Genomic DNA, 22,986 nt, shown 5'->3' with positions numbered 1-22,986 from the left:
AAAACGCTCTAGCTGAGAGAGTCAATGGCATCTTAAAGGTGCAGTATTTGCTAACTAAGCCTCACCGAATAAGTAACCATTTACTTATTCGGTGAGGCCCTATAGTGAACAGAGACCACACACCGGCCTAAAATACAAAGCGCCCGATGAAGTTCATTGAGCGTTTTAACTAAAAGTGTCAGCCTATATCAGGACGGGTTTCTTGTTTACTGTGAGTAAAGAAAACGAGTGTTCCTCCCCACGCCTCTAATATTATCGGCTCAAAATGGTCATTGCCAAACGGTTCGATTCTATGAGCATTTCTTCGAAAGCTTCGGTATCTTCGGTAGTATGTAACAGTTCAGACAGTACAGCGAGCCTAGTTGAATATTTGCATAAGTCGTTGAACCTCGGTAATTCCAAATGTTTGAATATGTTACTGACCTGAATGCTAATTGTGTGGCTTTCGATGTAGTTTTTTACTAAATTACAGTTCAGCAATCCACAAATGTAATGTGCGACTTCTTTTGATTCACAATCAACGAAGTAAACCTTATGATCAGGAACATACGGACGTTCTCCAATCAAAGGCACTTCATTGCTAGAACAAACCGCCGCCTTGAACGTTCCGCTTTGCTCTGCCCACATTACTTTATAAGGGGAAAATGAGTAAGCACCTACATTGTAAATGTGATAGAAGGCATATTTACTCAACCGTGCCTTGTAGGTTGAGCGGTCTAAAAGTAACTCCTCATAAGCCTTCAAATATTCGTATGTTTTGCGTAGGTCATTTTCTAGGTGGTTCTCAGCATCTAAAAGAAATTGTTTGGTAATGCCAGTATTTGGAACCAAGTGATAGAGACTATGCTTTGGGGCAAACTTATATTCTGAAAAATCAGCAGCACCTTTGACCATTGGGTAAAGCAAATCTGGTTCAATCCAAAATGACTTAGCTGGACCAAGATCTTTTTTGCCAGCGTCTGGCCTAGTTTTGATTTGGACTAGGTTTCGCTTAGGGTCTACATCATGTATTTCTACCATATAGATTCCGTTGAGGTCAGCTGTCACACCTTTTCTACCGCTAATCCACTCTGATTTACCACGGATGTTCTGAGTTTGAGCAAATTCGCCTACCCCCATAACAGCCCAAGGTGAGCGAAAATCATCGACGGGGTTGGCTTCCATTTCATGACGCTCTATTCCCTGAAGTACTTCATCGGCAGACCAGTGTTCGTTGAGAGCTTTCTTGAAGCCCTTTTTGGCTTGCCAAACAAAGTATGGAACAGGGTAAGGGTACGTTTGCTCTTGTTCTTTCTCAAACCCTACAATAACAGTTTTGTTTGCAGCGTCAGGGAATGGCTTCAAGCTCTTCAAGTCTTCTACAAAAATAGGACGCAAGTATGCTTTATCATGAATCTTAAAGCTCCTAAACCCTTGTGAGGAAGGAGATTGGAAGTGCGTTTGAGTGATAACAAAAACGAGTCTACCACCAAACTTTAGCCATTTATCTGAAGCGGTATAGGTAATCATTCCTGAAATATCTAGCTCATTACCACCATGAAACTTCGTCTCTGAGAATATTTCATAATCTTCACAAGTTGATTTTACTTTCTCGCGATAGTCAATTGGTAATGCTGACCAACGAACCCAAGGTGGGTTACCAATAATAAGATCAAACTGTCCAGCAGTTGCAGACCAGAAAAAGTTTCGAATAACTCTAAACCAGATGCCATTCCAATTCTTTCTATGAAGGTCTAACACCCTGTTGTATGTCGCTTTTAATGGCTGTCTCCAATCATCGGCTTGTTCTTTTGATAGGGTCTTCCTTCTGACAAGTATAGATTCAACGCTATTGAACTCTTCATCATTATCTACGCACTCACCCATGATTGAGAAAACAGAATCAAGTTTGAGCCGATCAAATGCTAGCTCGGATGGTATGGTTATCAATAGGTTAGCTGTAGTGCTACCTATTCGGTATTCAACGATTTTTTCATTACCTTTTGGGCTCTTCGCTGGAGCATAAACGCTATCTGCCAAAAGGATCGGCAATTCAACTTCCATTGCTTTGCACTGGACAACGAGGTCAGAGATAGCGATAAGAAAGTTAACTCGTGCAGCCTGTACAGCAAGTGGGTTTAAATCAAATCCCCAAACGGTTTGAAGGATAAGCTCTACTGTTTCTTCAGCATTTAAACCAGCAGCCTTTGCCTCCTCCCTTTTCATGCCGATAACCTGAAGTAAGAAAGAGCCAGAACCGCACGTAGGGTCTAGTACTCTCTTGTTAAGCCAAGAATCTGTTGTTGCTCTTTGAAGAGTGTCAGTAACAAGCCAGTCTGGAGTGTAAAACTCCCCAAGGCTTTTCCTCAGAACATCAGGAACAAGTGCTTGGTAAAATCCTTTTAAGACGTCTTTAGAACGTGCAGATGTTAAGTCATCGAAACGGTACAAAGACATCTGCACTAGAGCCTCTTTCAAAGAGGCTATAATTTCTTTTCTATCAACGTAATCAGTTGCATCTAAGTACCAAGAGAAGATAGCTTCTTCAACAAAACCTTTAATTCCAACAGCTTCGAAGAGCTGGCTTCTTTCGATATCTGTTTCTATTGTTTTTAGCATTTCTTCATCTGGCAAAGATGCTAAATTACCGCAGAAGTCTTTGTACTGAGTTAGATTTAAGTATGAGACAAGTTCAGCACCTAGTAATTTCATCACTAGGGCGTTGTATGTATGGATTATGAATAGTGAGCCAGATACGCTCTCATCAGCCATTTCTGGTGTTGAAAATCCAATTTGTTTAGATATTTTTTTTACCTGCTCAGCAGTGAGACCTGAAACTTGACCAAACAGAGCCTGCCATTCTTTGAATAGCATTTTGATCTTATTGTTTTTCTGGTCATTGAAGTGCAGTGATAGTTCTTTAGATAGGGCTGTCATTAGCCGTCGACCAGCTGAGGAAGTATGGCCGAAGTCCTCAATCAAGTTCTGCTTGGTAAGTGCTCTACGTTTGTTGCTTTGGAGAGCTTTTAGGACTTTCGTTACTGATACTTCAGATAGGGGCATTAAATCCTGATGAGTAATCTTGTTATCTTTCACGAAACAGAACACCACATGCTCACCATCTGTTGCAATACCTGTATATTCCTCTTGGTTCAGGCCCTCAGCTTTTGCTCTTCGTTTAATGTACTTGTCGAGTCGATCATAAACGGCGTTTTTAAAATCAGGAGAGCTGGTTCTCCCCTTGAACTTCCCTTTATTTTTGAGTTCTATGATTACCTGATTTCTAACAAGGTCATTCTTATCCCGTTCTGCATGAAACTCTATTCCAACAGAGTTGAAAGCGGTGGCCCATGCTATACGTAATTCTTCTTCTAAGGTGCAGTTTTTTGAGCGCTCTTTTAACTGTTCATACAGTTTTGAGTACATATCTGGTTCCATGTTAAAGGGAGATATGGTCATGATCTCACAGAACACAAGTTTGACAAATGTTTTTAGGCCTGATGCATATTCTTATTAGTCGCTACAGTACGATAACGAGAAATTCCCGCATAAGGTAAGAAATTTTTACTACGACGTCGATGCAAGGAAAAAGCGATCGCTCTATGACTCAATTACCTCATTAGAATGAATCCAGTTGCCAGCCCTACAAGAGCCTGAACGTTGGCTCTTAACGCTTTTGAAATTCAACCTCGGAAAGGCATGTCTGCCACTTTTATTGATCGTTCAGCTATTAGCACATTCGCCAAACCCTCGGCTTAACATAAACAATACTGTTAACAGCATTCCGTAAAATTCTAGTTACGGCAGTAGGCGACGAATATTTTCAAGGCAAGCGAGCACCTCTTGCTTACTATATGAAGAATCTGTTTTTTCACTTGTACTTTGTCTGATGACTAAATTGACAGGCAGTACCTCAGAGATTATTTCCCCTGGTTTATCCATTTGGTTGAGCATTAATTTAACGGCTTTACGGCCCAACCTATCGAAGTCCTGTTTGATCGTGGTTAAAGGCGGTGAGAAATATTGACTGTCCTGAATACCATCAAACCCAATGACAGAAACCGCCTTTGGCACATTGATGCCAGCTTCAGACAGAGCGCATAAAACACCGAGTGCCATTTGATCATTGGCGACCAATACCGCATCAAAGTCTATACCTTTTAGAACAAGGTCTTTAATCGCTCTGTGGCCACTGGCTGCTTGCCAATCACCTTCGTAACAAGCAATTTCTTTGGCTCCATGTTTTTGTAGCTGTGTTTGCCACGCGTCGTAACGAATTTTAGAGGCGGTCGATTCAGATGGGCCTGAAATACACACGAAGGAATCGCGTTTTTGTTCAATTAAATGTAATACCGCCAAATTCGCTCCTGTATGATGATCACACCTAACATGATTGACAGGGGTCCCTTCAGGAACATCAATGAATACCAATGTTAGTTGACTGAACTGCTCAATCAGACACTGTGCGATGTCTTGATTTACGGGGGCGTTGATAATAATAGCATCGACTTGTTGTGCAATAAGCTCTCGAATCGCATCGCGAAATTCATCAATAGAGTTGTTTGCTAGCACGGTTAACGCTGTCCCGTAGCCCATCTCATGCGCTTGGTTACGAATTCCGTTGGCAATCAGAGCCACACCGTGCAGAGAGATATCCAAGGAAACAATACCGATGATCCGAGACTTAGCTCGACTCAGCATTTGTGCACCTTTGTTTGGTACATAGCCAAGCTTTTTTATCGCATCGTTGACGCGTTTTCGCGTTGCTTCCGCGACGTTATCTGCGCCATTGGTTACGCGGGATACGGTTTGAGTTGAGACCCCAGCTAACCGCGCAACATCTTTAAACGTGACTGCCACTGCATTCTCCTATCCAGATTTGCTATTCATACTACCATATTCATTTAAATGTCTTCGTGAACGATGTCGTAAAAACATGAATAAATGTTTCCGAAAACATAAGATCGGCCACACAAAAACCACTCTGATAAGATGATCTTAATCACACTAATTAGGCTTTTTTGTCGCAATAGAGCTGAATAAGCGCATCATTATTTATAGATTGAATGTTTGCGAAAACAGAGAAGCGGTATGCAAAAATTTGTTCACTTAAAATCTAAGAATCACAGCATGATCATTAAAGTAGATCGTGTTCCTGAAATCCTTCATTGGGGAGCGAAAATAGCTCAGATTGACCCTGATTTAATCCTCTCGACCGAGCGTCCTATCTCTCAGGCTCGCCTTGATGTCGACGTGCCGTTATCACTATGCCCAGAGCTTGGTAGTGGTCACTTTAATGCGCCTGGTATTGAAGGACACCGAAATGGTGATAATTGGGCGCCCGTATTCACAACCAAATCCATTGAGCAAAATGATGGTAGTGCAACATTTGTACTTCAAGACGACATCGCTGGGCTTGAGTTGGTCATTGAGCTGCACCTTGACTTCAATAGCGACGTGGTGCAAAAACGCATCTCAATAAAGAACATCGCATCAAGCGAGTATTGTTTAGATAAGCTTTCTTCCACTCTACCGCTGCCTAACCATGCAAACGAACTAATGGCATTTCACGGACGTTGGTGTCATGAATTTCAGACTCAACGTTTGCGCTTTGAACATGGTGGCTTTATGCAAGAAAACCGCCGTGGCCGAACCTCTCATGAAAATTTCCCTGGTCTATTCGCAGGCACGAATGGCTTTGGTGAGCAATTGGGTCACGTATGGGGCTTTCATCTTGGTTGGAGTGGTAATCATCAACTGCGCGCTGATGTTCGTAGTGATGGTCGCCGCTTTGTTCAAGCCGGCGAGTTGTTACTCTCTGGTGAAAAGCGTTTAAAAAGTGGTGAGACATACCAATCCCCGTGGCTTTACGCAACATACAGCAACTCGGGTTTGAACGGTATTTCCCAACGATTCCATGAGTTTGTTCGCGCCAATATCATCCAGTTTCCAAGCAATAAACCCCGCCCAGTTCACTTAAACACATGGGAAGGTATCTATTTTGATCACAACCCTGAGTACATCATGCAGATGGCATCCGAAGCCGCTGAGATGGGGGTCGAGCGCTTCATTATTGATGATGGTTGGTTCATTGGTCGTGATGGCGAACGTGCCGCGCTTGGTGACTGGTATTTGGATGAAACGAAGTACCCAAATGGTCTTGAACCAGTGATTGAGCACGTAAACAACAAAGGTATGGAATTTGGTCTTTGGGTTGAACCCGAGATGGTCAGCCAAGACTCAAACCTATATCGCCAACACCCCGATTGGGTGTTGAGTCTGCAAGGCTACCACCAGCCTTCAGGTCGTTGGCAATACGTGTTGGATTTGCAAAACAAAGATTGCTTCAACTACCTGTTTGATCGTTTGAATGATTTACTGACTCGATACAACATTGGGTACCTAAAGTGGGACATGAACCGTGAGCTGGTGCAGCCAGGTCATCAAGGTAAGCCAGCTGTACATGGTCAAACGAAAGCGCTTTATCGTCTGTTAGATGAACTTTATGCGGCACACCCTGAAGTCGAGATAGAGTCTTGCTCTTCAGGTGGTGGTCGTATTGATTTTGAAATCCTTAAACGCACTCATCGCTTCTGGGCTTCTGATTGTAATGATGCGCTCGAACGCCAAGCTATTCAACGTGGTATGAGCTATTTCTTTCCGCCTGAAGTAATGGGTGCGCACATTGGCCCTGCGGAATGTCATTCAACTAATCGTCGTCATGCCATCAATATGCGTGGAGTGACGGCGTTAAGTGGTCACATGGGCGTTGAACTCGATCCAGTAAAACAGAGCGCTGAAGAAAAACAAGCCTTCGCCCATTATATTCAATTGCACAAACAGTATCGCGACTTGCTTCACTCTGGGCGTGCTTTCCGTATTGACCCTGCAGATCATAGCCAGAACATCTATGGTGTTGAAAACGGGAAAGAAATGCTGATTACGGTCTGCCAACTGACCATGCCAAATTACGCGCTACCATCTCCACTTCGAGTGAGTTGCGCAGATGAAAAAGCCAGTTACGAAATCAAGATTGTGGAAATGCCACAGACCAGCTTTCAATTGATGAAACAACGTCCGAAATGGCTAGACAAAACCCTGACGCTAAGTGGTGATAACTTGAAAGAAATTGGGGTGACGCTTCCGATCCTCGATCCCGAATCAGCGCTTATTGTTCACCTCAAAAAACGTTAAATCTCTATCTGTCTCCTCTAGCGACCAGTTTCAACTTACGTTGTTCCTGATAAAACACTCCTATACTCGCTAGAGGGGCACCCTACAACCAACAAGCAAGTTGAATTGCTTAACTTGTTAAGGAAACAAAATGTCTATTACAGTATTACTTTCGTTTTTGCTGTTTACGGGCTTTGTTGTGGTGTTCACTTACAGCAAAGTTAAAAATGATAAACACACGTCTCAAGATGGTTTCTTCCTTGGAGGACGAAGTTTGACGGGCGGACTGATTGCCAGCTCGCTAATTCTTACCAACTTGAGTGCAACCAGTTTTGTCGGTATGAGTGCTCAAGCCTACACTCACAATATGAGTGTGATGGGGTGGGAAGTTGCCTCTGGCGTTACTCTGGTTATCATTGCGCTGTTGCTTGTACCGCGTTACCTCAAGCAAGGTATCACCACCATTCCAGATTTCTTAGAAAGCCGTTACGACATGTCGGTGAAGAAGTTCGTTACTTTGTTGTTCTTGTGTCAATACGTCATCAACATTCTTCCTACTACTCTTTACGCTGGCGCAGTGGTACTAGGCGAAATCTTCGATGTACAAGGTTTATTGGGTATTTCCGAATTTAGCTCCATCGCACTGATCTCTGCCACGATAGGTTTGTTAGGCTTCTTTTACGCTATTTATGGTGGTCTAAAAGCTGTCGTTATTGCCGATACTATCAATGGTGTAGGATTGATTCTTGGTGGCCTAATGATCCCTGTATTTGGCCTGATGGCATTAGGCGGCGGTAACTTTATAGAAGGTTTGGACGTGTTGCTCACTGCCGCACCAGAGAAGCTTCAATCCGTAGGTAAAGAAACGGATCCACTGCCATTTTCTACTCTGTTCACGGGCCTATTATTGGTGAACTTGTACTATTGGGGCACCGACCAATCCATCATTCAGCGTGCGCTTGGCGCAAAGAACCTGAAAGAAGGTCAAAAGGGTGTCATTCTCGCAGGTGCAATTAAGGTTATCTCTCCATTATTCCTTATCATTCCCGGCATTATTGCCTTCCACATGTTTGGCTCTGATGCCGGTAATCCCGACACAATGTATACGCGCTTAGTGAATGAAGTGTTACCCAAGCCTCTTGTTGGCTTCTTTGTTGCGGTTATGTTTGGTGCCATATTAAGTACGTTTAATGGTGTGTTAAACAGTTCTACGACACTATTTGCATTGAACGTTTATAAGCCATTATTTGGTAAAGATAAGTCCGATGAAGAGTTAGTCGGTAAGGGGCGCCTATTTGGAGTCATCATTGCCATTATCTCTGTTTGTATTGCACCGTTTATCCTATATGCACCAGAAGGTTTATTCCAATATTTACAAATGGTTGCTGGCTTTTTCAGTGTGCCTATCTTCACCATCGTGTTCGTTGGTTACATTTCAAAACGTGTACCAGCTATTGCAGCCAAAGTTGCACTAACGATATTTGTGAGCTCCTATGCTGCGATGCAATTGATCTTTGACACCCCAATCCACTTCTTACATCAATTAGCGATTTTATTTGTAGTTTGTACTTTACTGATGTTTGCGATTGGTCATTTTATGCCACGTGATACGGATTATGTGATGCCAGTTAATGAAAGCATTGATGTGACTCCATGGTCTTTCCGCTTTGAAGCGTCCGCGGTCATTCTCTATATGGTGTTAGGAGCGTATGTGATGTTTTCGGATGTAGGTTTTGTTTCAAACGACCCAACGGTCATGCAAGTGTATGGTTTTTGCGGTGTTATCTTAATGCTTGGTGTGACCTTTAACTATTTATTGAAACGTAGGAAAAGCAAACAGGTAACCAAGCTTAATGATATGTACATGCCGTAATCAAGCCATACTAATTATTTAATCATTAAAGACGGACAGCAAGTAGATAGATCGGTATGCCCGAATATTGCGCATGATGCGGGTATACCTGATCTAGAGATTTTTACGTTGAAAGGTGGAAAAGTATTTATGGCAGTTCTTGTCACAGGCGGAATGGGGTATATCGGTAGTCACACATGTGTGCAGATGATTGAAGCTGGTATGGAACCAATCATCGTAGACAACCTATGTAATTCCAAAATAGAGGTATTAAATCGTATAAAGCTACTAACAGGGCAGCAACCCGTTTTCTATCAAGGCGACATTCGAGATGAAGCCTTTTTAGACTCAGTATTTAACAAACATGATATTCAAGCTGTGATTCATTTTGCTGGTCTAAAAGCCGTTGGAGAATCCGTTTTAAAACCATTGGAGTATTACGATAATAACGTTAATGGTTCATTGGTGTTGGTGCGCAGTATGCGCAAAGCGGGTGTAAAAAGCATTGTATTTAGCTCATCTGCAACGGTTTATGGTGATCCTAAAGTTGTGCCTATTACGGAAGAGTCACCAACAGGTGGAACCACTAACCCTTATGGTCGCAGTAAATACATGGTGGAAGAGTGTTTGAGTGACCTGTTTCAAGCTGAACAGGATTGGAGTGTGACTTTGTTACGTTACTTCAACCCCGTTGGCGCACACCCGTCGGGCACCATGGGCGAAGATCCACAGGGGATTCCAAACAACTTGATGCCGTTCATCGCTCAAGTCGCGGTTGGTCGTCGCGAAAAATTGTCGGTATTCGGTAGCGACTATTCCACACCGGATGGTACTGGTGTGCGTGACTACATCCACGTAATGGATTTGGCTGAAGGCCATATCGCTGCCCTGAAATCGGTCGGCGAAAAAGCCGGCTTGCATGTGTACAACTTAGGCACGGGCAAAGGTTCGAGCGTGCTTGAAATGGTCGAAGCGTTCTCAACCGCATGTGGTCATCCAATCCCTTACGAGATTTGTCCTCGGCGCCCTGGAGATATTGCAGAATGTTGGGCCAGTACTACAAAAGCACAAAGAGAGCTCGGTTGGAAAGCTACCCGCAGCATTGCTGAAATGACGGCAGATACGTGGAATTGGCAATCGAGTAATCCTGACGGGTATTAATGTACTCGAAACTTCTTATAAACAAATTGATGAGTTTGGTGTGTGCCAAATCGAAGACAGACTAAAAAAGATGAGCAAGTAATATGTCAAATGTTGAATTCAACCCAGTAGAACATCCCCATCGTCGTTACAACCCATTAACCGGGCAGTGGGTTTTGGTCTCTCCTCATCGTGCTAAACGTCCTTGGAGTGGGGCTGATGAGAAACCAGATATTAACGAACAACCAAGCTACGATGAGAAGTGCTTCCTTTGTCCAACTAATGCGCGTATTTCAGGGGATGTTAACCCAGATTACCAAGGTACATACGTATTCCAAAATGATTTTGCAGCATTGATGGTGGACTCACCAGATGCACCTAAGTCAGATAATCCGCTCTTCAAATCTCAGGGTGTGCGTGGTTTGAGCCGCGTCATCTGTTTCTCGCCTGATCACAGCAAAACCTTACCGGAATTGCCAGTTGATAAAATTCGCGGCGTGATTGATACATGGAATGATCAAATCGAAGAGTTAGGCAAAGACTACATTTGGGTTCAAGCATTCGAAAATAAAGGTGAAACGATGGGGTGCTCTCAACCTCACCCGCACGGCCAAATCTGGGCAAATAGTTTCTTACCAAACGAAATTGAGCGCAAAGAGCGAAACTTAAAAACGTACTATCAAGAGCATGGCAGTAACTTGCTGATTGATTACGTGCAAGCTGAACTCAAAGACGGTTCGCGTACAGTGGTTGAAACTGAATATTGGATTGCTGTTGTACCGTACTGGGCTGCATGGCCGTTCGAAACCATGCTTCTTCCGAAAGTACACATACGCCGCATGAGTGAGCTAACTGATGAGCAACGTGATGACCTTGCCGTTGCTATCAAAAAGCTGACGAGTCGTTACGACAATTTATTCCAATGTTCTTTCCCTTACTCGATGGGTTGGCACTATGCGCCATTCTTTGAAGAAGACACCGATATCGACCATTGGCAATTACATGCGCTGTTCTACCCACCACTACTTCGCAGTGCTACGGTTCGCAAGTTCATGGTGGGGTATGAAATGCTCGCAGAAAGTCAACGAGACCTAACAGCGGAACAGGCTGCACAACGTTTACGCGACTTAAGTGATGTGCATTATAAAGAGTCATAAACTCTCGAGAACCATTGATAACGAACAAAATGGGGAGTACCGCCTTGCGATGAAACATGAGGCTCAAAGTACTTCCCCAACACCAAATTTATATCTTAAGAGAAAGCCACCTATGTCTGATTTAATCCAAAATGTTGAAAGCTCTTTTGAAGAATTTCTGGGCTATGCACCGAGTCATATTATTCAAGCTCCTGGCCGTGTAAATCTCATTGGTGAGCATACTGACTACAACGATGGCTTTGTGCTGCCATGCGCAATCAATTACCAAACGATTGCAGCTGCGGCAAAACGTGAAGACACTCTAGTACGTGTGGTATCCGTGGATTATGGCAATGCAATTGATGAGTTCGATATCAGTCAAGAGATTGTATTCCAACCTAACCAAATGTGGGCGAACTATATTCGTGGAGTGGTGAAAAGTCTTCTTTCTCGCGGTTACCAATTTACTGGAGCGGATATTGTAGTTAGTGGTAATGTTCCGCAAGGAGCAGGTTTAAGCTCATCGGCTGCATTGGAAGTGGTGATAGGACAAACGTTTAAAGTACTGTTTAATCTGGAAATCAGCCAAGCAGAAATAGCCCTAAATGGTCAGCAAGCAGAGAACGAATTCGTTGGCTGTAACTGCGGTATCATGGACCAAATGATTTCGGCAAAAGGTCGTGAAAACCACGCAATGTTATTGGATTGCCGTAGTTTAGAAACTGAAGCGGTACCGATGCCAGAGGGCATAGCGGTTGTAATAATCAACTCGAACAAAAAACGTGGCTTGGTAGACAGCGAATACAACACGCGCCGTAAGCAATGTGAAGAAGCGGCACGCACGTTTGGTGTGGCAGCGTTACGTGATGTTACTATTGAGCAGTTTGACGAAAAAGTGTCTGAGCTAGATTACATGGTCGCGAAGCGAGCTCGCCACGTGATCACAGAAAATGACCGCACCATTAAAGCAGCGCAAGCACTTCGTGCGCATGACATAAAGCGTATGGGCGAACTTATGGCGGAGTCACATGCGTCAATGCGTGATGACTTTGAAATCACAGTTAAAGAAATCGATACTTTAGTTGAAATTGTGAAAGATACGATTGGTGACCAAGGTGGTGTGCGAATGACTGGCGGTGGTTTTGGTGGTTGTGTTGTTGCTCTGGTTCCTATGCATTTAGTTGAAATTCTAAAACTAGCCGTTAAAAATAAATACGAGTCCGCAACTGGCCTTAAGGAAGATATATACGTCTGTAGAGCAACCGATGGAGCTGGAATCCTTAAAGGAAAATAAGCTACAGAGCTGCTCATCTTATTTGTATGCTTGCTCAGTGCTGACATAGCAGAGAAGGGGACGAGTCAAGTAACGGAAACTTGGCGTAGTTGACTTTTAATTAGTCGTTTTTCTTTCTACTCTATTGTTTCTTAACCTTACATTTCTAAAAGGCCTCAAGTGGTGCTCCTTGAGGCCTTTTTTCTGAGCTCACTAGGGCTTTAGGATAGGCACATCGTGCACGACTTAGACTATAAGGGTCGGTAAGCTATATGTGAGAATAGGTATACCCATCTAGCTGTTGGATATCCTCAAGCTTTTAGTATTCATAAAGAATAATCCACCCTAATGGGTAGTGTTCGACCTGTATTTTATCATCGTAGAGTGGGTATACCTTATGACCCAGAAAATTATAAAAACGTCTCGCAGTCGAATGAGTACCAATGTATAAGTCTTATGTCATCTCGATCTACCTCGACGTCACTCATCTGCTGTTTTCTATAGTCTCTTCCTTTGAACTCAAAGTGAAGTGCAGTATCTTTATCCATTAGTCGTGTTACTTGTTCCCAATTTTCATAGAACCTTTTGTATATTTTCGAATTTTGTGCAAAAGATGCGTCTAAGCAGATAGATAAGTGCATTATGTATGCTCCTTGTTCGTTATCAGCATAATCACCGAGCATCTCTTTAGCTATTTCTCTAAGACGCTGAGCCTTTCTAAGCTTTTCTTGTTTACTTTGTTCTTTCCTACGTTGTTCTTCTTTCGCAGCAATCCTCTCTCGCTCTTGTATTTTTTTTGTGACTGCTTCTAACTCAACTCTTACATTTTGGATGTCCCCTTTTGCTAAAAAGTCTTTTTTCGAAGCATGTTGAAGTACATCTCTTGTATGATAAAGGGCATCCTTTTCAGTCAGGTTCTTTCGTTTAACGCCCTCGTGAACACAGTTTATTGGGTCGTTCACTTTCAACGCATCGAAATAGTCATCTTGTAATGCGTGACTATTAAATCCACTACCAATATCGAAACATACATCACTCAAAAATGTAGAATCTTCGGAATTGATAATTCTCTCGATCGCTTGCTCCGGGCTAATACAACCAGTCAAGGACAGGGAAGCAAACAAAGCTAATTTTTTCATTTAGAACCTATAGGAATAACAAGTTGCAAATAGAGTATTGTAAATTATTAGCCAATAAAAAGAATAGGTTAAGGTGTATCTGTTCGATGATTGGTCAGCGAGTTGGATGCCACATTGTGATAAATATTTAAACAATTTGCTGTTTTCACATGCAGAACCAATAGCGGCTTTTAGTTGGTGTTGCTCATCTGCTTTAACATAAGGCATAGTTTTTAATGCCATTTAACCAAGGGAAAAGGTCCTATACGACTACAAGTGGTTGCGGTATCCCACAGAAGCAGTGGAGTTAATTTTACTGAGGATAAACGAACGGCTAACTGTATTCACTTGGGGTGGGGGCCGAATAGGAATGCACCATATGAACCTGTTTATTTCCTTTGCCAACTTACTACAGGGCGGTGCGTTGTTCTGCTAACGTTTTCTTCCTTTCTGTCGTGCTCATTAGTGATTACCTAATGAACCATAGTATGAGTATTGCTAATATCGAGGAATTATGATCAGATCACTGCACCAAATTCTAGCTAAGTAAGTAGAGTTGAAAATGAAAGTATTAGTAGCGTTCGCTGCGACTGTAGGTCTTGTCGGTTGTGCAACAACTAGTCAAGATAGAGCGCAGCACAATATTTCCAACAAAAACGCAAAGCAGATAGAGCTTCTAGAGCCAGTGACCATCTCCAACTTGTTCAACACTCACGTACTGAAAGCAGGTGTTTATATCCAAACGGGTATGGATGATGAAGGGGAATATTACACTCCTAGTACGAGCAATCTCGTTACAGCACCCCAGATAAGAGGGGTATATGTGCCTAATGACTCCAATGAGGTTTGCGCAATTTATTACGAATTCAACAATTGTGAACCTGCAAAGTATAAAAGATTAGGAAAGCATGTTGGTAATAAAAGGTAACGGATATTAAAAGGGGAGACCGCATCTAGTCAGTTATCACGGTGTGGTCTCCATTGAATCATTATGGGGGGGCAACAGTACTGTCCGATGATGTTTATCTACGGAATTTAGTTAAACAGTTCATAAAGGGGTAAAAGAACAAAATGGCTTTACAGGTGGCACCTGAACTACCTATGGAAGTTCAGGATCTGGCTGCTCACCCTAGACCTCCTTTCTAGTTATAACTGTCGTGCTTAAATTTGGCGCTTTCCTACTTCCTCAGGTCACAACTAGCGTCGATTCTATCACACCTTTGTAGAGTGAACGGTATAGTAGGGGCCCTCATATTTTATGGTACAGCTTTAAGTGATTGAGCTGCTCTAATCTACTTCTGGAGCACCAGTTCAGGTTATGACGAAAAAACATAGAGATTAAAGTTGAGCATAACTAATCGTCTCTTGGTTAACGTGGTCCACCCAGTCAAACCTAAATATGCACAATGACTTTAGATTACCGCTAATTATCATCTGAAGTATTAGCACACTTTAAACCAAGTCTATTGAGACTTGCATAGTTTGCGTTAAAAGGGGGTAAAAAATAACTCCCCCTTTGTTACATGACTTTTTGATAACAATTTTACGAGTGTTTAACTACAAAGTTTAAAAAGAGTCACGAATGTCTGCAAGAGGGTTGTAACGGGCTAGCATAGCGACAAGAAAGAATAAGTAAATTACAACGCCTAATAGACCTCCAAGGAAAGCTTCTAACTTCTCTTGAGCCCAAAAATTGGCTAAATCTGAGCTTCCAACTATTTCAAACTTAAAATTCAAAAACATCAAAAATAGAATTGCTAAAGTACTGGACACCCAGTTCATAACACTAATACAGTTATATGCTTTTGCATAGACTAAGGAAGGTTCTATTTTTGAATTTTCAATATCATAATTATTGAGGATTTTAGTGCTAAAGAAAATCACTAACCTTGTGGTTAAAATGTCATAGAACTTCATGCATCTATTGAGTCTGGTCCTCTTTTTTTTATTCGTTTTGTCAAATAACGAAACGTAGCTATCCTTTACGGTTTTGTTTTTTAAGTGGGTGATTTGGGATACTTTACGAAACGAAAACAACACAGGCGGCATCAGGGCTAGAATTGAAAGGGTGTAGATTAATTTTTGGTCATTGACAATGCTTAGGTAAAGCCAGTTACATAAGAAATATGTTGTTATTGCAAGGATAATGTACAGTATGTATCTCATTTTGTGTTAGTTATTTATTGAATGATTTAAGATTGTATTTAATAATCCTAATGCGTCAATTAAAATATAGTGAAGAATTCTAAAATAGGTGTATTTATGAGTTCAGAATTATTTTCCGAGCTATTTTATCTTGTTCATGAAAGCGGTGATGAACTTTATCCATACCGTATTAAGAACCGAGATACTGGAAAGGTAGCTTTCCGAGTATCTGAAGGTGGGGAAAAAGGAAATACCAAAGAGGTGAGTGAAGAAATTGATTGTGAGTATGAAGTGAAGCGATTGGTTTTAGAGCATGGCTATGCAGTGAGAGCTCAGACTTTGGATAAAACACGTAATGGCCTATATAAACTAGGTCAAAGGAGCATTAAGAAAGCTGTCGTCAAATAGGCTTTTATAGTGCTGACAGCCAATCTCGTTGCTTGACATTTTCAGTTCATCACCGGCACTATGTTCTCGTAAGATAACTGACGAGATATTTCCCATCGGATTTATTTCACATTTAGGCTTATTGTGTTAAGCGATATTGCATTAATTGCATGGAGTTTCTATTTATATAGTGCCTGGTTAAAATCACGCATTGGTATGCAGATATAAATCACGCCCACGTTCGCCGTACCATAGCCAACGGCCTTATGTACGTACCACCACACGGTTCGTAATCCCTCGGCGGTTTCTTCATCCCATTCCAGTACACTACCGATAGGAACATGGTGCGAAGCAATACGCAGCATTAGCGGCTCTAAGGACTCGCCAAGGTTTTCGTCGCCATCATCCATCATGAAAAAGTTCTCTTGCTCATCTGGACAATCCAACAAAGCCACCAGCTCTGGATCGCTATAAGTGAGCGTGTCTTGGTTGGTTTCTAGCTCTAATACTGACTCGCTTTGGTAATTATCATCCGTTGGTGCCGATTCTGGCTCAATAGGGCGATACAGGGACGCTTCAAAGTGATCAGGTGATAGTTTGATAGCCTTAATCCAATCTTCCCTTAAAACACGATTAAAGGGCTCATGGCCTTGGTATCGAACCTTTCTTACTACAGGTTTAACTACGTCACTCACTTGATGATTCTCTCTAATCTGCTTGGTGTTACGTTCATCAATTTTGCGAAATCGGTCAGTGCTTCACTCTTAGTTTTCCCTTGCAGCTTGTAGCCGTCATGGACGTTCTGGAAGCCGACCTTAATCATATCGATATAACCTTTCTTCTCATTGAACTCCTTACGTAGTTTGCGCGCTTGGCGCTTGATGGTTTCGCTTTCCCGTTTCTGTTTGGCGATCTGTTTTTCCACTGCTTTCTGAGCGCGTAGATACTTCGCGTGTTCGCGCGTAGCGGCGGCCTTATCCACCACCGTTTTACGGTTACGTGCGGCAGCTTTCTTCTCGTTCTCGTTGAGCAAGTACGTTTTGTTATCTGAGCCAAAACCAACACGGCGCGCTTGCTGTTTCATTTGGTTGGCCAAGATGCGTTGCCATGCCAGCGATTGCAGCATGGTTGTCGCCTTGAGAACGTGTTTACATGCCACGCCGGACAATTCAGGGTTTCGGATTTTCGGGAAAGCAAACTCTTTAGGCGGCGCTATGCAGTAGTTACCCATAGTGGCCAAGTATCGATACCAATACTGGTGACGGCCACAGTCGCAATCAAAGGAAATACGGCCAGCACACGCCAGTTGCACCGCTTGGTTGTAATCCCCATTAGGCGGTTCGTGTAGTAGCTCATCCCACTGCTCAAAACGCACCTTTACTCGGTGTTCTTCATGTCGAGACACGCTTGATGCTCGGACACGAATAAGCGCGATATTGTTCTTAATACCGATCAACGTGGCCTTGTGAATGCCTGTACCGTCATCGACACGGTTGTTTGCACGGTCTACGTCGATTTGACGCGAGTTCTTCACCAAAAAGGCGTAGGTGATACCCGCTGTCTTACTGTCATAGACCTCTTTGTGTCGCTGGCGAGCCTTGTCGAACTTGATCAGGTCTTCTTTGGTAAACCGTTGCCCTTTAGCCTTTTCGCCTAGCGCTTTTAATGCCTTATTAGTTGGCTTGGCCAGCGTAGAGGCGGTCAGCGTTCGCTTGGCATTGCGGCGGTTTTTCTTTTGCGCCCGTTCAATCTTGTTGAATAGCTGGTTGAACTGTCTCTCATTGAGGCCAAGGCTGGCAAATGAGCCGTTATCCCGTTTCTCCGCTTCAAACTTCTTCGGCATAAGTTACAGTCCCATTTCGTCCATGAATTGACGCATGGAACGACGCACCCAAGATGCTGGTGGAAGCTTGATGGTTTCGCCAACAGGTAGCGGATTCATTGGGTCGTCTACGTCACAGACCAGACTAACCAACCAATCAAGCTCAACAGTGGCGTAAGCTCTGTAAGAGACGAGATCCGCACGATAAACCTCATCAAGTCGAATGGTGTACTCAAAGAGATCGGTATTGCCCGAACGGTTGACGTATTCCATGACGATGGCAAAGAAATGCGCCCGTAGAATATCGTCCTCGATGTTCTCTGCTGAGAGGCGGGATAACTTACTCATAGCGGCCTCCCATACGATACTTACCATCTGCGATTAGCTCTGTTTTAGCCTTGAACAATCCCATTGCGCGCGAGGCTATTTCTGGCTCTTTCTTAGGTTTGCGTAACAGGTCAAACAAGCTCTGAAGCGTTACCGTGTCGCCAATACTGTCTTGTGTGGCTGCATAGACCACAAACATGAGCGCGTAGGTGTCAGGGCGCAGTTCTGACCAGTCGATGTTGTACGTTGGCTTACCATCGGTTCCCCGCACTTCTTCCACGATGGATGGCGACAATGCGAAGCGGCCACCAGCGCTAGGCGGGTAGGTGATAGCGTTTAGGGATGTGAGATAGTTATAGGCTTCCATTGCCGACACAATGATCGGTCTGCCTTTTGCGTCCAGTTCGGACAGGCGAACGGCGCGCCCATACTTCGAAAAGTAGGGCGTAACCTCGTCCACCAGCACAATAAAACCGCCTTTTTTGAGCTTTTCTAACTTCTCGGGCAAAGTCAGCTTAAGGCTCATCAATGAGCGCTCTAATTGTTGGCATTCGATGATATGGAGTTGACCATCATCTACACCAGCAAGCATAAGTCGTGGCTGGCCAGATGATAGAGTAAGTACAGCTATGCGCGTTCGTGCCATGTTGTGACCTCTAAGCGCGCTTTTTAAGATGGGGAGTCTTGGTCAGTTTAACACCATTAACTAGGCTTTTTAGCCCTGTTAGTATTGTTTATATTAATTAATGTTCGGAATGTTGTGGGTAAATGTTTTCGAGCAGTTCAAATGGCAACCCCGCCAGCTTATAGACCTTAAACAACAGCTCTGTCTCTGTACCGTTGTGGATCTTCCATTGCGCTTTGCCGCCGTATTTCCCTTTTGCGTGGATAGGTATCATATCGGGATACTGAGCGCGCTTATCCGCTTCCAGTAGCGTGTCGTGGTGATAACAACACAATGGTAATACATACGCATGCGCCCGTTCTCCAACACGACCAAACACATGATGCAAGGAAATCACCGGATTCTCTCGGCCATGCAGCCAACACGCAATACACGGTAAGCGACCAATGGCATCCATAATGCGCTTTTCCTCTGCCGTAGGCGTTCGACCTTTCAATCCCTTACTGGCGATCTTTATGGTCGGCTTCTTCGCTACAGACTTCGCCTTTTGGCGCTCGATACGCTGTTGTTGCTTGTCACGCTGCTTTTTCTGGTATTCGGGATCATTTAAGCGCTCGATTTGTCGCTGGCGCTGACGCTCTTGTTGCTGTAATTGCTTTTTGAAGCGCTTCTCCCGTTCCTCGGGGTCATTCATCTTGGCGATTTGCTTTGCGCGCGCCCGTTCCATTGATTGTTTTTGCTTCTCTCGTCGTCTTTGAAGTTTCTCTGCTATTGTCAAAGCCATTAAAAACACCTACTATTTGTTTGCTCTTGTTTCACATTTGCTGGTGGAACATGAAAAGGCTGGTAACTCGAATTTGCTGATTCGAACTGTTTGCTAAGGCCAGCCGCAAAAAAACCGCGTTTATTCGCGGTTTTTTTGTACCTATCAAAAGTAATTCTCAATCAAAATCCGATGGCATGGCTTGCCGTCATCGTTACGCATCCGTTGCCCCAAACTGACGATCTTCATGAGCCTGCCCTCGTAGTCCCAAGGCTGATTTTCGAGTTAAACACTCTTTGGCTCGTTTAAGCGCTGGCGAGCCAACTAAAAGATAAACGGCTTTGCGAGGTTTCACGCAGCATTCTCCGTAGCAATGTTTGAGGAAGTGATCATAGACAGTGAACGTTCGGCAAACTTAAGCTCTGCTTTGCGCATATCAATGTCGCGCTCTACATGCAGTGTGAAGTTGTCACAGAACACGCCTTTCTCTTTCTGGTGCGCGTTCAGCTTCTCTTTAAGTTGAGTGATTTCTTGATTGAGTTTTTCAATGTACGACTTGAAGTAAGTCTCGCTGCCGATTTCCAGCATCACCGATGCAGGACTACGAATGATAGACAGGTCATCGCATGTAGATTCGTTGCGTAAAAGGTTAAGAACACGCTCGCCATCTTGAGTTAAGCTGTAATTCTTGCGGTCTGGTTTACCGTCTTGCTCTTGAATTTCGTGTGACACTAAACCCTTTTCGGTCATGCGACCGAGTTCGCGGTAAACTTGCTGGTGGCTAGCTTGCCATGCGCCAGATTCAGGCATTGTTCGGTTTGTTAGGTCATAGCCTGTTTGCGTTCTCTGTTCAAGAATTGCTAGAAGTAGATTACCCAAAGTCATAGTTAGTTACCTTTTGTTATTGATGCCAAATTTCACCCGTATCCTCGTCAATAAATCCATGACATAGATACTCTCTACTTGTTGAGTAATGCGTAAGTCTTCCCTTTAACGCCTTTTTGTTGCGGTTGTGCCAGTGCTCGTATCCGGCAGTAAACGCATATTGGTTGTTGTTGTAGTCTGCATAATGCAGATCTGAGCCGTTGCGAGCCTCACTCACTCCCGCCGACCAGCTTGCTAGAAAATCGTCACGCTCATTGAGTTTGATAGCTTGTCGCTCATCATCATGCACCCCAAGTAACGTGATAATTCCTAGCCCCTGCATGCGATCAATGACGGTCGTATCGAAATAGCCGATGTAGATTTCATCGTGCGGGATAAACTCTACTTGTAGTGGCATTTCGTAGACCGTTCCATCTAGCGGTAGAGCTTCCATAAGCTCTATGAGTAGGCTCAACTGGTTTTTTGGAATTGCCATTGGCCAGTGCCTTGTCTAGTTGTTTAACCACATCTGCACACATGGAAAAGCGAGGCATTTCATTTCGTATCGCTTTTTCGTCTGCGCCCTCAATAAAGGCTTTCGCCTCATCTGCACTCCCTAACACCCAACTCACACACGTTCGCTACCGCGCCAGCGTTGCGGTTAATGGCCATCGATACTGTTGCTCCGTGGTTAGACAGGGCAATAGTGCCTTTGCTGGTATTGAACGTTTTTATGGTCATTTTCTACAAATTATTGAGCGTGTTCGGAATGCGGAGTGAGACTATCACATCAAAATTAAGATATGCAATAGCTAATTTGCCCCTTAATATCAAAAAAATATATATTGATATTAAGTTGTGTGTTCGGAATAAAAAGTTGTTACCATAATCCAAAAATGGGATTAGATTACGCCACAAACAAACAGTCGGAGCCGTTTAAGAAATGAATCTAATTCACGGATTTTGCAGCGCTAACCCACTAATTAACCCTGATATGGTGCTAATGCAGAGAGGTACATACGCCCACCAGCTAAAACGACTTTTCACTGACAGCAAACTACGTGTTGGCCATCTTTATGAGATGAAAACGACAGCAAGTATCAGTGTTAAGTTTTGGGATTCACTCTCTGCTTATTTTGATGAGATTACTTACAAAGCCAAAGAAAGCTACACGGAGATTGATTCTCAATATCAATTTTTAACCTATCTAGCTGATGCGGTTTACTTGATTGAAAAAAAGGGCATTGATTGGGATGTCACCATCCAGTCATTGATTTTGGATGAGCTCACCTAAGAACGCAGATCATTTGGAACAATCAATAGCTCAATATCGAGAAAACGAGTTACGAAACTAACCTTAAGCCACCAGCACGGTGGCTTTTTTGTGCATGGAGAATAAAAATAGGCACAATTGTTGATATTTGAATTCGTATAGGTACAATTGTGGATTTTGGGGGTTATTCCCACGTTCTTTAAAAATCTGAGACTTAACAATTACTTTATGAGGTGATCTATCGGCAAGTACCATACAGATAAAGACATTAGTAAGGCAATCAGCGAAGCAGTTAAAGCTGGTTGGATTTGGGAGTTAAGCAAAGGGCATCCAGCAGGGATTCTCAAATGCACCCACAAAAACAAATGTCACCGAATGTCAGTATCGTCTACCCCTATCCCAAGCAAACGACTTTGGTGGGCTAAGCGGATGAGAAAAGCTGTAAAACAGTGTAAGTAATATCAATCCCCTGACCTCGCAAGGGAATTTTAAAAGTCTCGATTTTTTATTTAATTAAGTATCAGTGATACGGAGAGAGAGTTCGATGAGTATATATGAGTTCACTCTAAACATCGGCAATATCAACATCACGAACGACAACGATTTACTCGACGTATCGTGCAAACTGTATGAGGGCGCTTGCTCTGACGCTGCGGTTATGTCTGTTGATGAAATGCTATATATCGAATTTGAGCGAGAGGCAGATTCCTTTGCTCAAGCTGTAACACAAGCAATCAAGGATGTGGAGTCGGTAGATGGCTACAACTTGCAGGTTATCTCTATTGAGGGCGACCTTGTGAGTTTGGGCGAAGCTGCGGAGTTCACCGGAGTTAAGAAAAGCACACTAGCAAAATACAAAAAGGGCACATTTGGCGGCGGCGGCTTCCCTGTGCCAGTACGCAAAGCTTCAAAGAAAGATCCTCTTTGGCGACTTAGCGACATAGTGGATTGGTTATACCAAAAGAGTAAAGTCACTAGCGAGCTGGTGGAGCGTGCTCGAATGATGGATGTAATCAACCATCAACTAGCAAGCAGAGCTATGAAGAATAGCGATAAATATGCAGGTATGACCGTTCAAATCTAACCCTTACACCACGCCATCAAGTAGC

21 protein-coding genes are annotated in these 22,986 nt (G+C 43.3%); 9 read left to right on the top strand and 12 right to left on the bottom strand.

Features of this window, described 5'->3' with window-relative positions; translation table 11 throughout:
* Positions 1–252: 252 nt before the first annotated feature.
* Positions 253–3,405 carry an Eco57I restriction-modification methylase domain-containing protein gene (locus R7E42_RS06520; protein ID WP_318072478.1) on the bottom strand — a complete coding sequence of 1,051 codons (3,153 nt, stop codon included), beginning with the start codon at positions 3,403–3,405 and terminating at the stop codon, positions 253–255.
* Positions 3,406–3,777: 372 nt separating this feature from the next.
* Positions 3,778–4,839: a LacI family DNA-binding transcriptional regulator gene (locus R7E42_RS06515; RefSeq protein WP_318072477.1), complete on the bottom strand. Its 1,062-nt coding sequence runs from the start codon at positions 4,837–4,839 to the stop codon at positions 3,778–3,780.
* 231 nt (positions 4,840–5,070) lie between these two features.
* On the opposite strand from R7E42_RS06515, the gene R7E42_RS06510 reads away from it, so the two are divergent.
* From R7E42_RS06510 to galK, 5 genes are all read left to right on the top strand, one after another.
* The gene (locus R7E42_RS06510; RefSeq protein ID WP_318072476.1) at positions 5,071–7,173 is read left to right on the top strand and encodes an alpha-galactosidase; all 2,103 of its coding nucleotides are present in this window, start codon (positions 5,071–5,073) and stop codon (positions 7,171–7,173) included.
* Positions 7,174–7,303: 130 nt separating this feature from the next.
* Entirely contained in the window at positions 7,304–9,025 is a 1,722-nt protein-coding gene (locus R7E42_RS06505) for a solute:sodium symporter family transporter (protein WP_318072475.1), read from the top strand.
* A gap of 129 nt (positions 9,026–9,154) precedes the next feature.
* Positions 9,155–10,165, top strand: a complete 1,011-nt coding sequence (gene galE / locus R7E42_RS06500; protein WP_318072474.1) for a UDP-glucose 4-epimerase GalE — start codon at positions 9,155–9,157, stop codon at positions 10,163–10,165.
* Between the two features lie 83 nt (positions 10,166–10,248).
* A complete protein-coding gene (locus R7E42_RS06495) occupies positions 10,249–11,301 on the top strand; it encodes a UDP-glucose--hexose-1-phosphate uridylyltransferase (protein ID WP_318072473.1) in 1,053 nt (350 codons plus the stop codon).
* A gap of 112 nt (positions 11,302–11,413) precedes the next feature.
* On the top strand, positions 11,414–12,574 hold the full coding sequence (gene galK / locus R7E42_RS06490; RefSeq protein WP_318072472.1) for a galactokinase: 1,161 nt from the start codon (positions 11,414–11,416) through the stop codon (positions 12,572–12,574).
* A 389-nt stretch (positions 12,575–12,963) separates the two neighbouring features.
* Here the strand turns inward: galK and R7E42_RS06485 are convergent, their stop codons facing one another.
* Positions 12,964–13,692 carry a hypothetical protein gene (locus R7E42_RS06485; protein WP_318072471.1) on the bottom strand — a complete coding sequence of 243 codons (729 nt, stop codon included), beginning with the start codon at positions 13,690–13,692 and terminating at the stop codon, positions 12,964–12,966.
* A gap of 541 nt (positions 13,693–14,233) precedes the next feature.
* On the opposite strand from R7E42_RS06485, the gene R7E42_RS06480 reads away from it, so the two are divergent.
* The gene (locus tag R7E42_RS06480; RefSeq protein ID WP_318072470.1) at positions 14,234–14,599 is read left to right on the top strand and encodes a hypothetical protein; all 366 of its coding nucleotides are present in this window, start codon (positions 14,234–14,236) and stop codon (positions 14,597–14,599) included.
* 638 nt (positions 14,600–15,237) lie between these two features.
* Here the strand turns inward: R7E42_RS06480 and R7E42_RS06475 are convergent.
* Positions 15,238–15,588: a hypothetical protein gene (locus R7E42_RS06475; protein ID WP_318072469.1), complete on the bottom strand. Its 351-nt coding sequence runs from the start codon at positions 15,586–15,588 to the stop codon at positions 15,238–15,240.
* Between the two features lie 345 nt (positions 15,589–15,933).
* Between R7E42_RS06475 and R7E42_RS06470 the strand changes: the two genes are divergently transcribed.
* Positions 15,934–16,224, top strand: coding sequence for a hypothetical protein (locus R7E42_RS06470; RefSeq protein WP_318072468.1), 291 nt, complete (start codon positions 15,934–15,936; stop codon positions 16,222–16,224).
* 158 nt (positions 16,225–16,382) lie between these two features.
* Here R7E42_RS06470 and R7E42_RS06465 read toward each other — a convergent pair whose 3' ends face one another.
* The 8 genes from R7E42_RS06465 to R7E42_RS06430 all read right to left on the bottom strand — a co-directional run bounded on the left by R7E42_RS06465 (position 16,383) and on the right by R7E42_RS06430 (position 21,100).
* Positions 16,383–16,898 carry a hypothetical protein gene (locus R7E42_RS06465; protein ID WP_318072467.1) on the bottom strand — a complete coding sequence of 172 codons (516 nt, stop codon included), beginning with the start codon at positions 16,896–16,898 and terminating at the stop codon, positions 16,383–16,385.
* Complete coding sequence (locus R7E42_RS06460) at positions 16,895–18,046, bottom strand: hypothetical protein (RefSeq protein WP_318072466.1); 1,152 nt, start codon at positions 18,044–18,046, stop codon at positions 16,895–16,897. The genes R7E42_RS06465 and R7E42_RS06460 overlap by 4 nt, the downstream gene beginning before the upstream one ends.
* Before the next feature lie 3 nt (positions 18,047–18,049).
* Positions 18,050–18,373, bottom strand: a complete 324-nt coding sequence (locus tag R7E42_RS06455) for a hypothetical protein (RefSeq protein WP_024703879.1) — start codon at positions 18,371–18,373, stop codon at positions 18,050–18,052.
* Positions 18,366–18,998 (bottom strand): hypothetical protein, encoded by a 633-nt coding sequence (locus R7E42_RS06450; RefSeq protein WP_318072465.1) that lies wholly within the window; start codon positions 18,996–18,998, stop codon positions 18,366–18,368. The genes R7E42_RS06455 and R7E42_RS06450 overlap by 8 nt, the downstream gene beginning before the upstream one ends.
* 97 nt (positions 18,999–19,095) lie before the next feature.
* On the bottom strand, positions 19,096–19,761 hold the full coding sequence (locus R7E42_RS06445; RefSeq protein WP_318072464.1) for a Ref family recombination enhancement nuclease: 666 nt from the start codon (positions 19,759–19,761) through the stop codon (positions 19,096–19,098).
* A gap of 193 nt (positions 19,762–19,954) precedes the next feature.
* Positions 19,955–20,095 (bottom strand): hypothetical protein, encoded by a 141-nt coding sequence (locus R7E42_RS06440; RefSeq protein WP_318072463.1) that lies wholly within the window; start codon positions 20,093–20,095, stop codon positions 19,955–19,957.
* Complete coding sequence (locus R7E42_RS06435) at positions 20,092–20,625, bottom strand: PadR family transcriptional regulator (protein ID WP_318072462.1); 534 nt, start codon at positions 20,623–20,625, stop codon at positions 20,092–20,094. Before R7E42_RS06435 ends, R7E42_RS06440 begins: the two co-directional genes overlap by 4 nt.
* 16 nt (positions 20,626–20,641) lie before the next feature.
* Positions 20,642–21,100, bottom strand: coding sequence for a hypothetical protein (locus R7E42_RS06430; protein ID WP_048626724.1), 459 nt, complete (start codon positions 21,098–21,100; stop codon positions 20,642–20,644).
* A 447-nt stretch (positions 21,101–21,547) separates the two neighbouring features.
* Here R7E42_RS06430 and R7E42_RS06425 point away from each other — a divergent pair, with 447 nt between their 5' ends.
* Positions 21,548–21,898, top strand: a complete 351-nt coding sequence (locus R7E42_RS06425) for a hypothetical protein (protein WP_318072461.1) — start codon at positions 21,548–21,550, stop codon at positions 21,896–21,898.
* Positions 21,899–22,421: 523 nt separating this feature from the next.
* Positions 22,422–22,961, top strand: coding sequence for a hypothetical protein (locus R7E42_RS06420; RefSeq protein WP_318072460.1), 540 nt, complete (start codon positions 22,422–22,424; stop codon positions 22,959–22,961).
* The last annotated feature ends 25 nt before the right edge of the window (positions 22,962–22,986 follow it).

It is taken from the genome of Vibrio sp. Vb1337 (genome assembly GCF_033338715.1).
GTDB lineage: Bacteria > Pseudomonadota > Gammaproteobacteria > Enterobacterales > Vibrionaceae > Vibrio > Vibrio alginolyticus.
This window is presented reverse-complemented; position numbering and strand designations above follow the sequence as displayed.

Coding starts and splice junctions, on each gene's coding strand:
- galE (WP_318072474.1), top strand. CDS start 9,155: ATGGCAGTTCTTGTCACAGGCGGAATGGGGTATATCGGTAGTCACACA.
- R7E42_RS06485 (WP_318072471.1), bottom strand. CDS start 13,692: ATGAAAAAATTAGCTTTGTTTGCTTCCCTGTCCTTGACTGGTTGTATT.
- R7E42_RS06430 (WP_048626724.1), bottom strand. CDS start 21,100: ATGGCAATTCCAAAAAACCAGTTGAGCCTACTCATAGAGCTTATGGAA.
- R7E42_RS06480 (WP_318072470.1), top strand. CDS start 14,234: ATGAAAGTATTAGTAGCGTTCGCTGCGACTGTAGGTCTTGTCGGTTGT.
- R7E42_RS06455 (WP_024703879.1), bottom strand. CDS start 18,373: ATGAGTAAGTTATCCCGCCTCTCAGCAGAGAACATCGAGGACGATATT.
- R7E42_RS06495 (WP_318072473.1), top strand. CDS start 10,249: ATGTCAAATGTTGAATTCAACCCAGTAGAACATCCCCATCGTCGTTAC.
- R7E42_RS06470 (WP_318072468.1), top strand. CDS start 15,934: ATGAGTTCAGAATTATTTTCCGAGCTATTTTATCTTGTTCATGAAAGC.
- R7E42_RS06450 (WP_318072465.1), bottom strand. CDS start 18,998: ATGGCACGAACGCGCATAGCTGTACTTACTCTATCATCTGGCCAGCCA.
- R7E42_RS06435 (WP_318072462.1), bottom strand. CDS start 20,625: ATGACTTTGGGTAATCTACTTCTAGCAATTCTTGAACAGAGAACGCAA.
- R7E42_RS06475 (WP_318072469.1), bottom strand. CDS start 15,588: ATGAAGTTCTATGACATTTTAACCACAAGGTTAGTGATTTTCTTTAGC.
- R7E42_RS06420 (WP_318072460.1), top strand. CDS start 22,422: ATGAGTATATATGAGTTCACTCTAAACATCGGCAATATCAACATCACG.
- R7E42_RS06510 (WP_318072476.1), top strand. CDS start 5,071: ATGCAAAAATTTGTTCACTTAAAATCTAAGAATCACAGCATGATCATT.
- R7E42_RS06505 (WP_318072475.1), top strand. CDS start 7,304: ATGTCTATTACAGTATTACTTTCGTTTTTGCTGTTTACGGGCTTTGTT.
- R7E42_RS06520 (WP_318072478.1), bottom strand. CDS start 3,405: ATGTACTCAAAACTGTATGAACAGTTAAAAGAGCGCTCAAAAAACTGC.
- galK (WP_318072472.1), top strand. CDS start 11,414: ATGTCTGATTTAATCCAAAATGTTGAAAGCTCTTTTGAAGAATTTCTG.
- R7E42_RS06445 (WP_318072464.1), bottom strand. CDS start 19,761: ATGGCTTTGACAATAGCAGAGAAACTTCAAAGACGACGAGAGAAGCAA.
- R7E42_RS06460 (WP_318072466.1), bottom strand. CDS start 18,046: ATGCCGAAGAAGTTTGAAGCGGAGAAACGGGATAACGGCTCATTTGCC.
- R7E42_RS06425 (WP_318072461.1), top strand. CDS start 21,548: ATGAATCTAATTCACGGATTTTGCAGCGCTAACCCACTAATTAACCCT.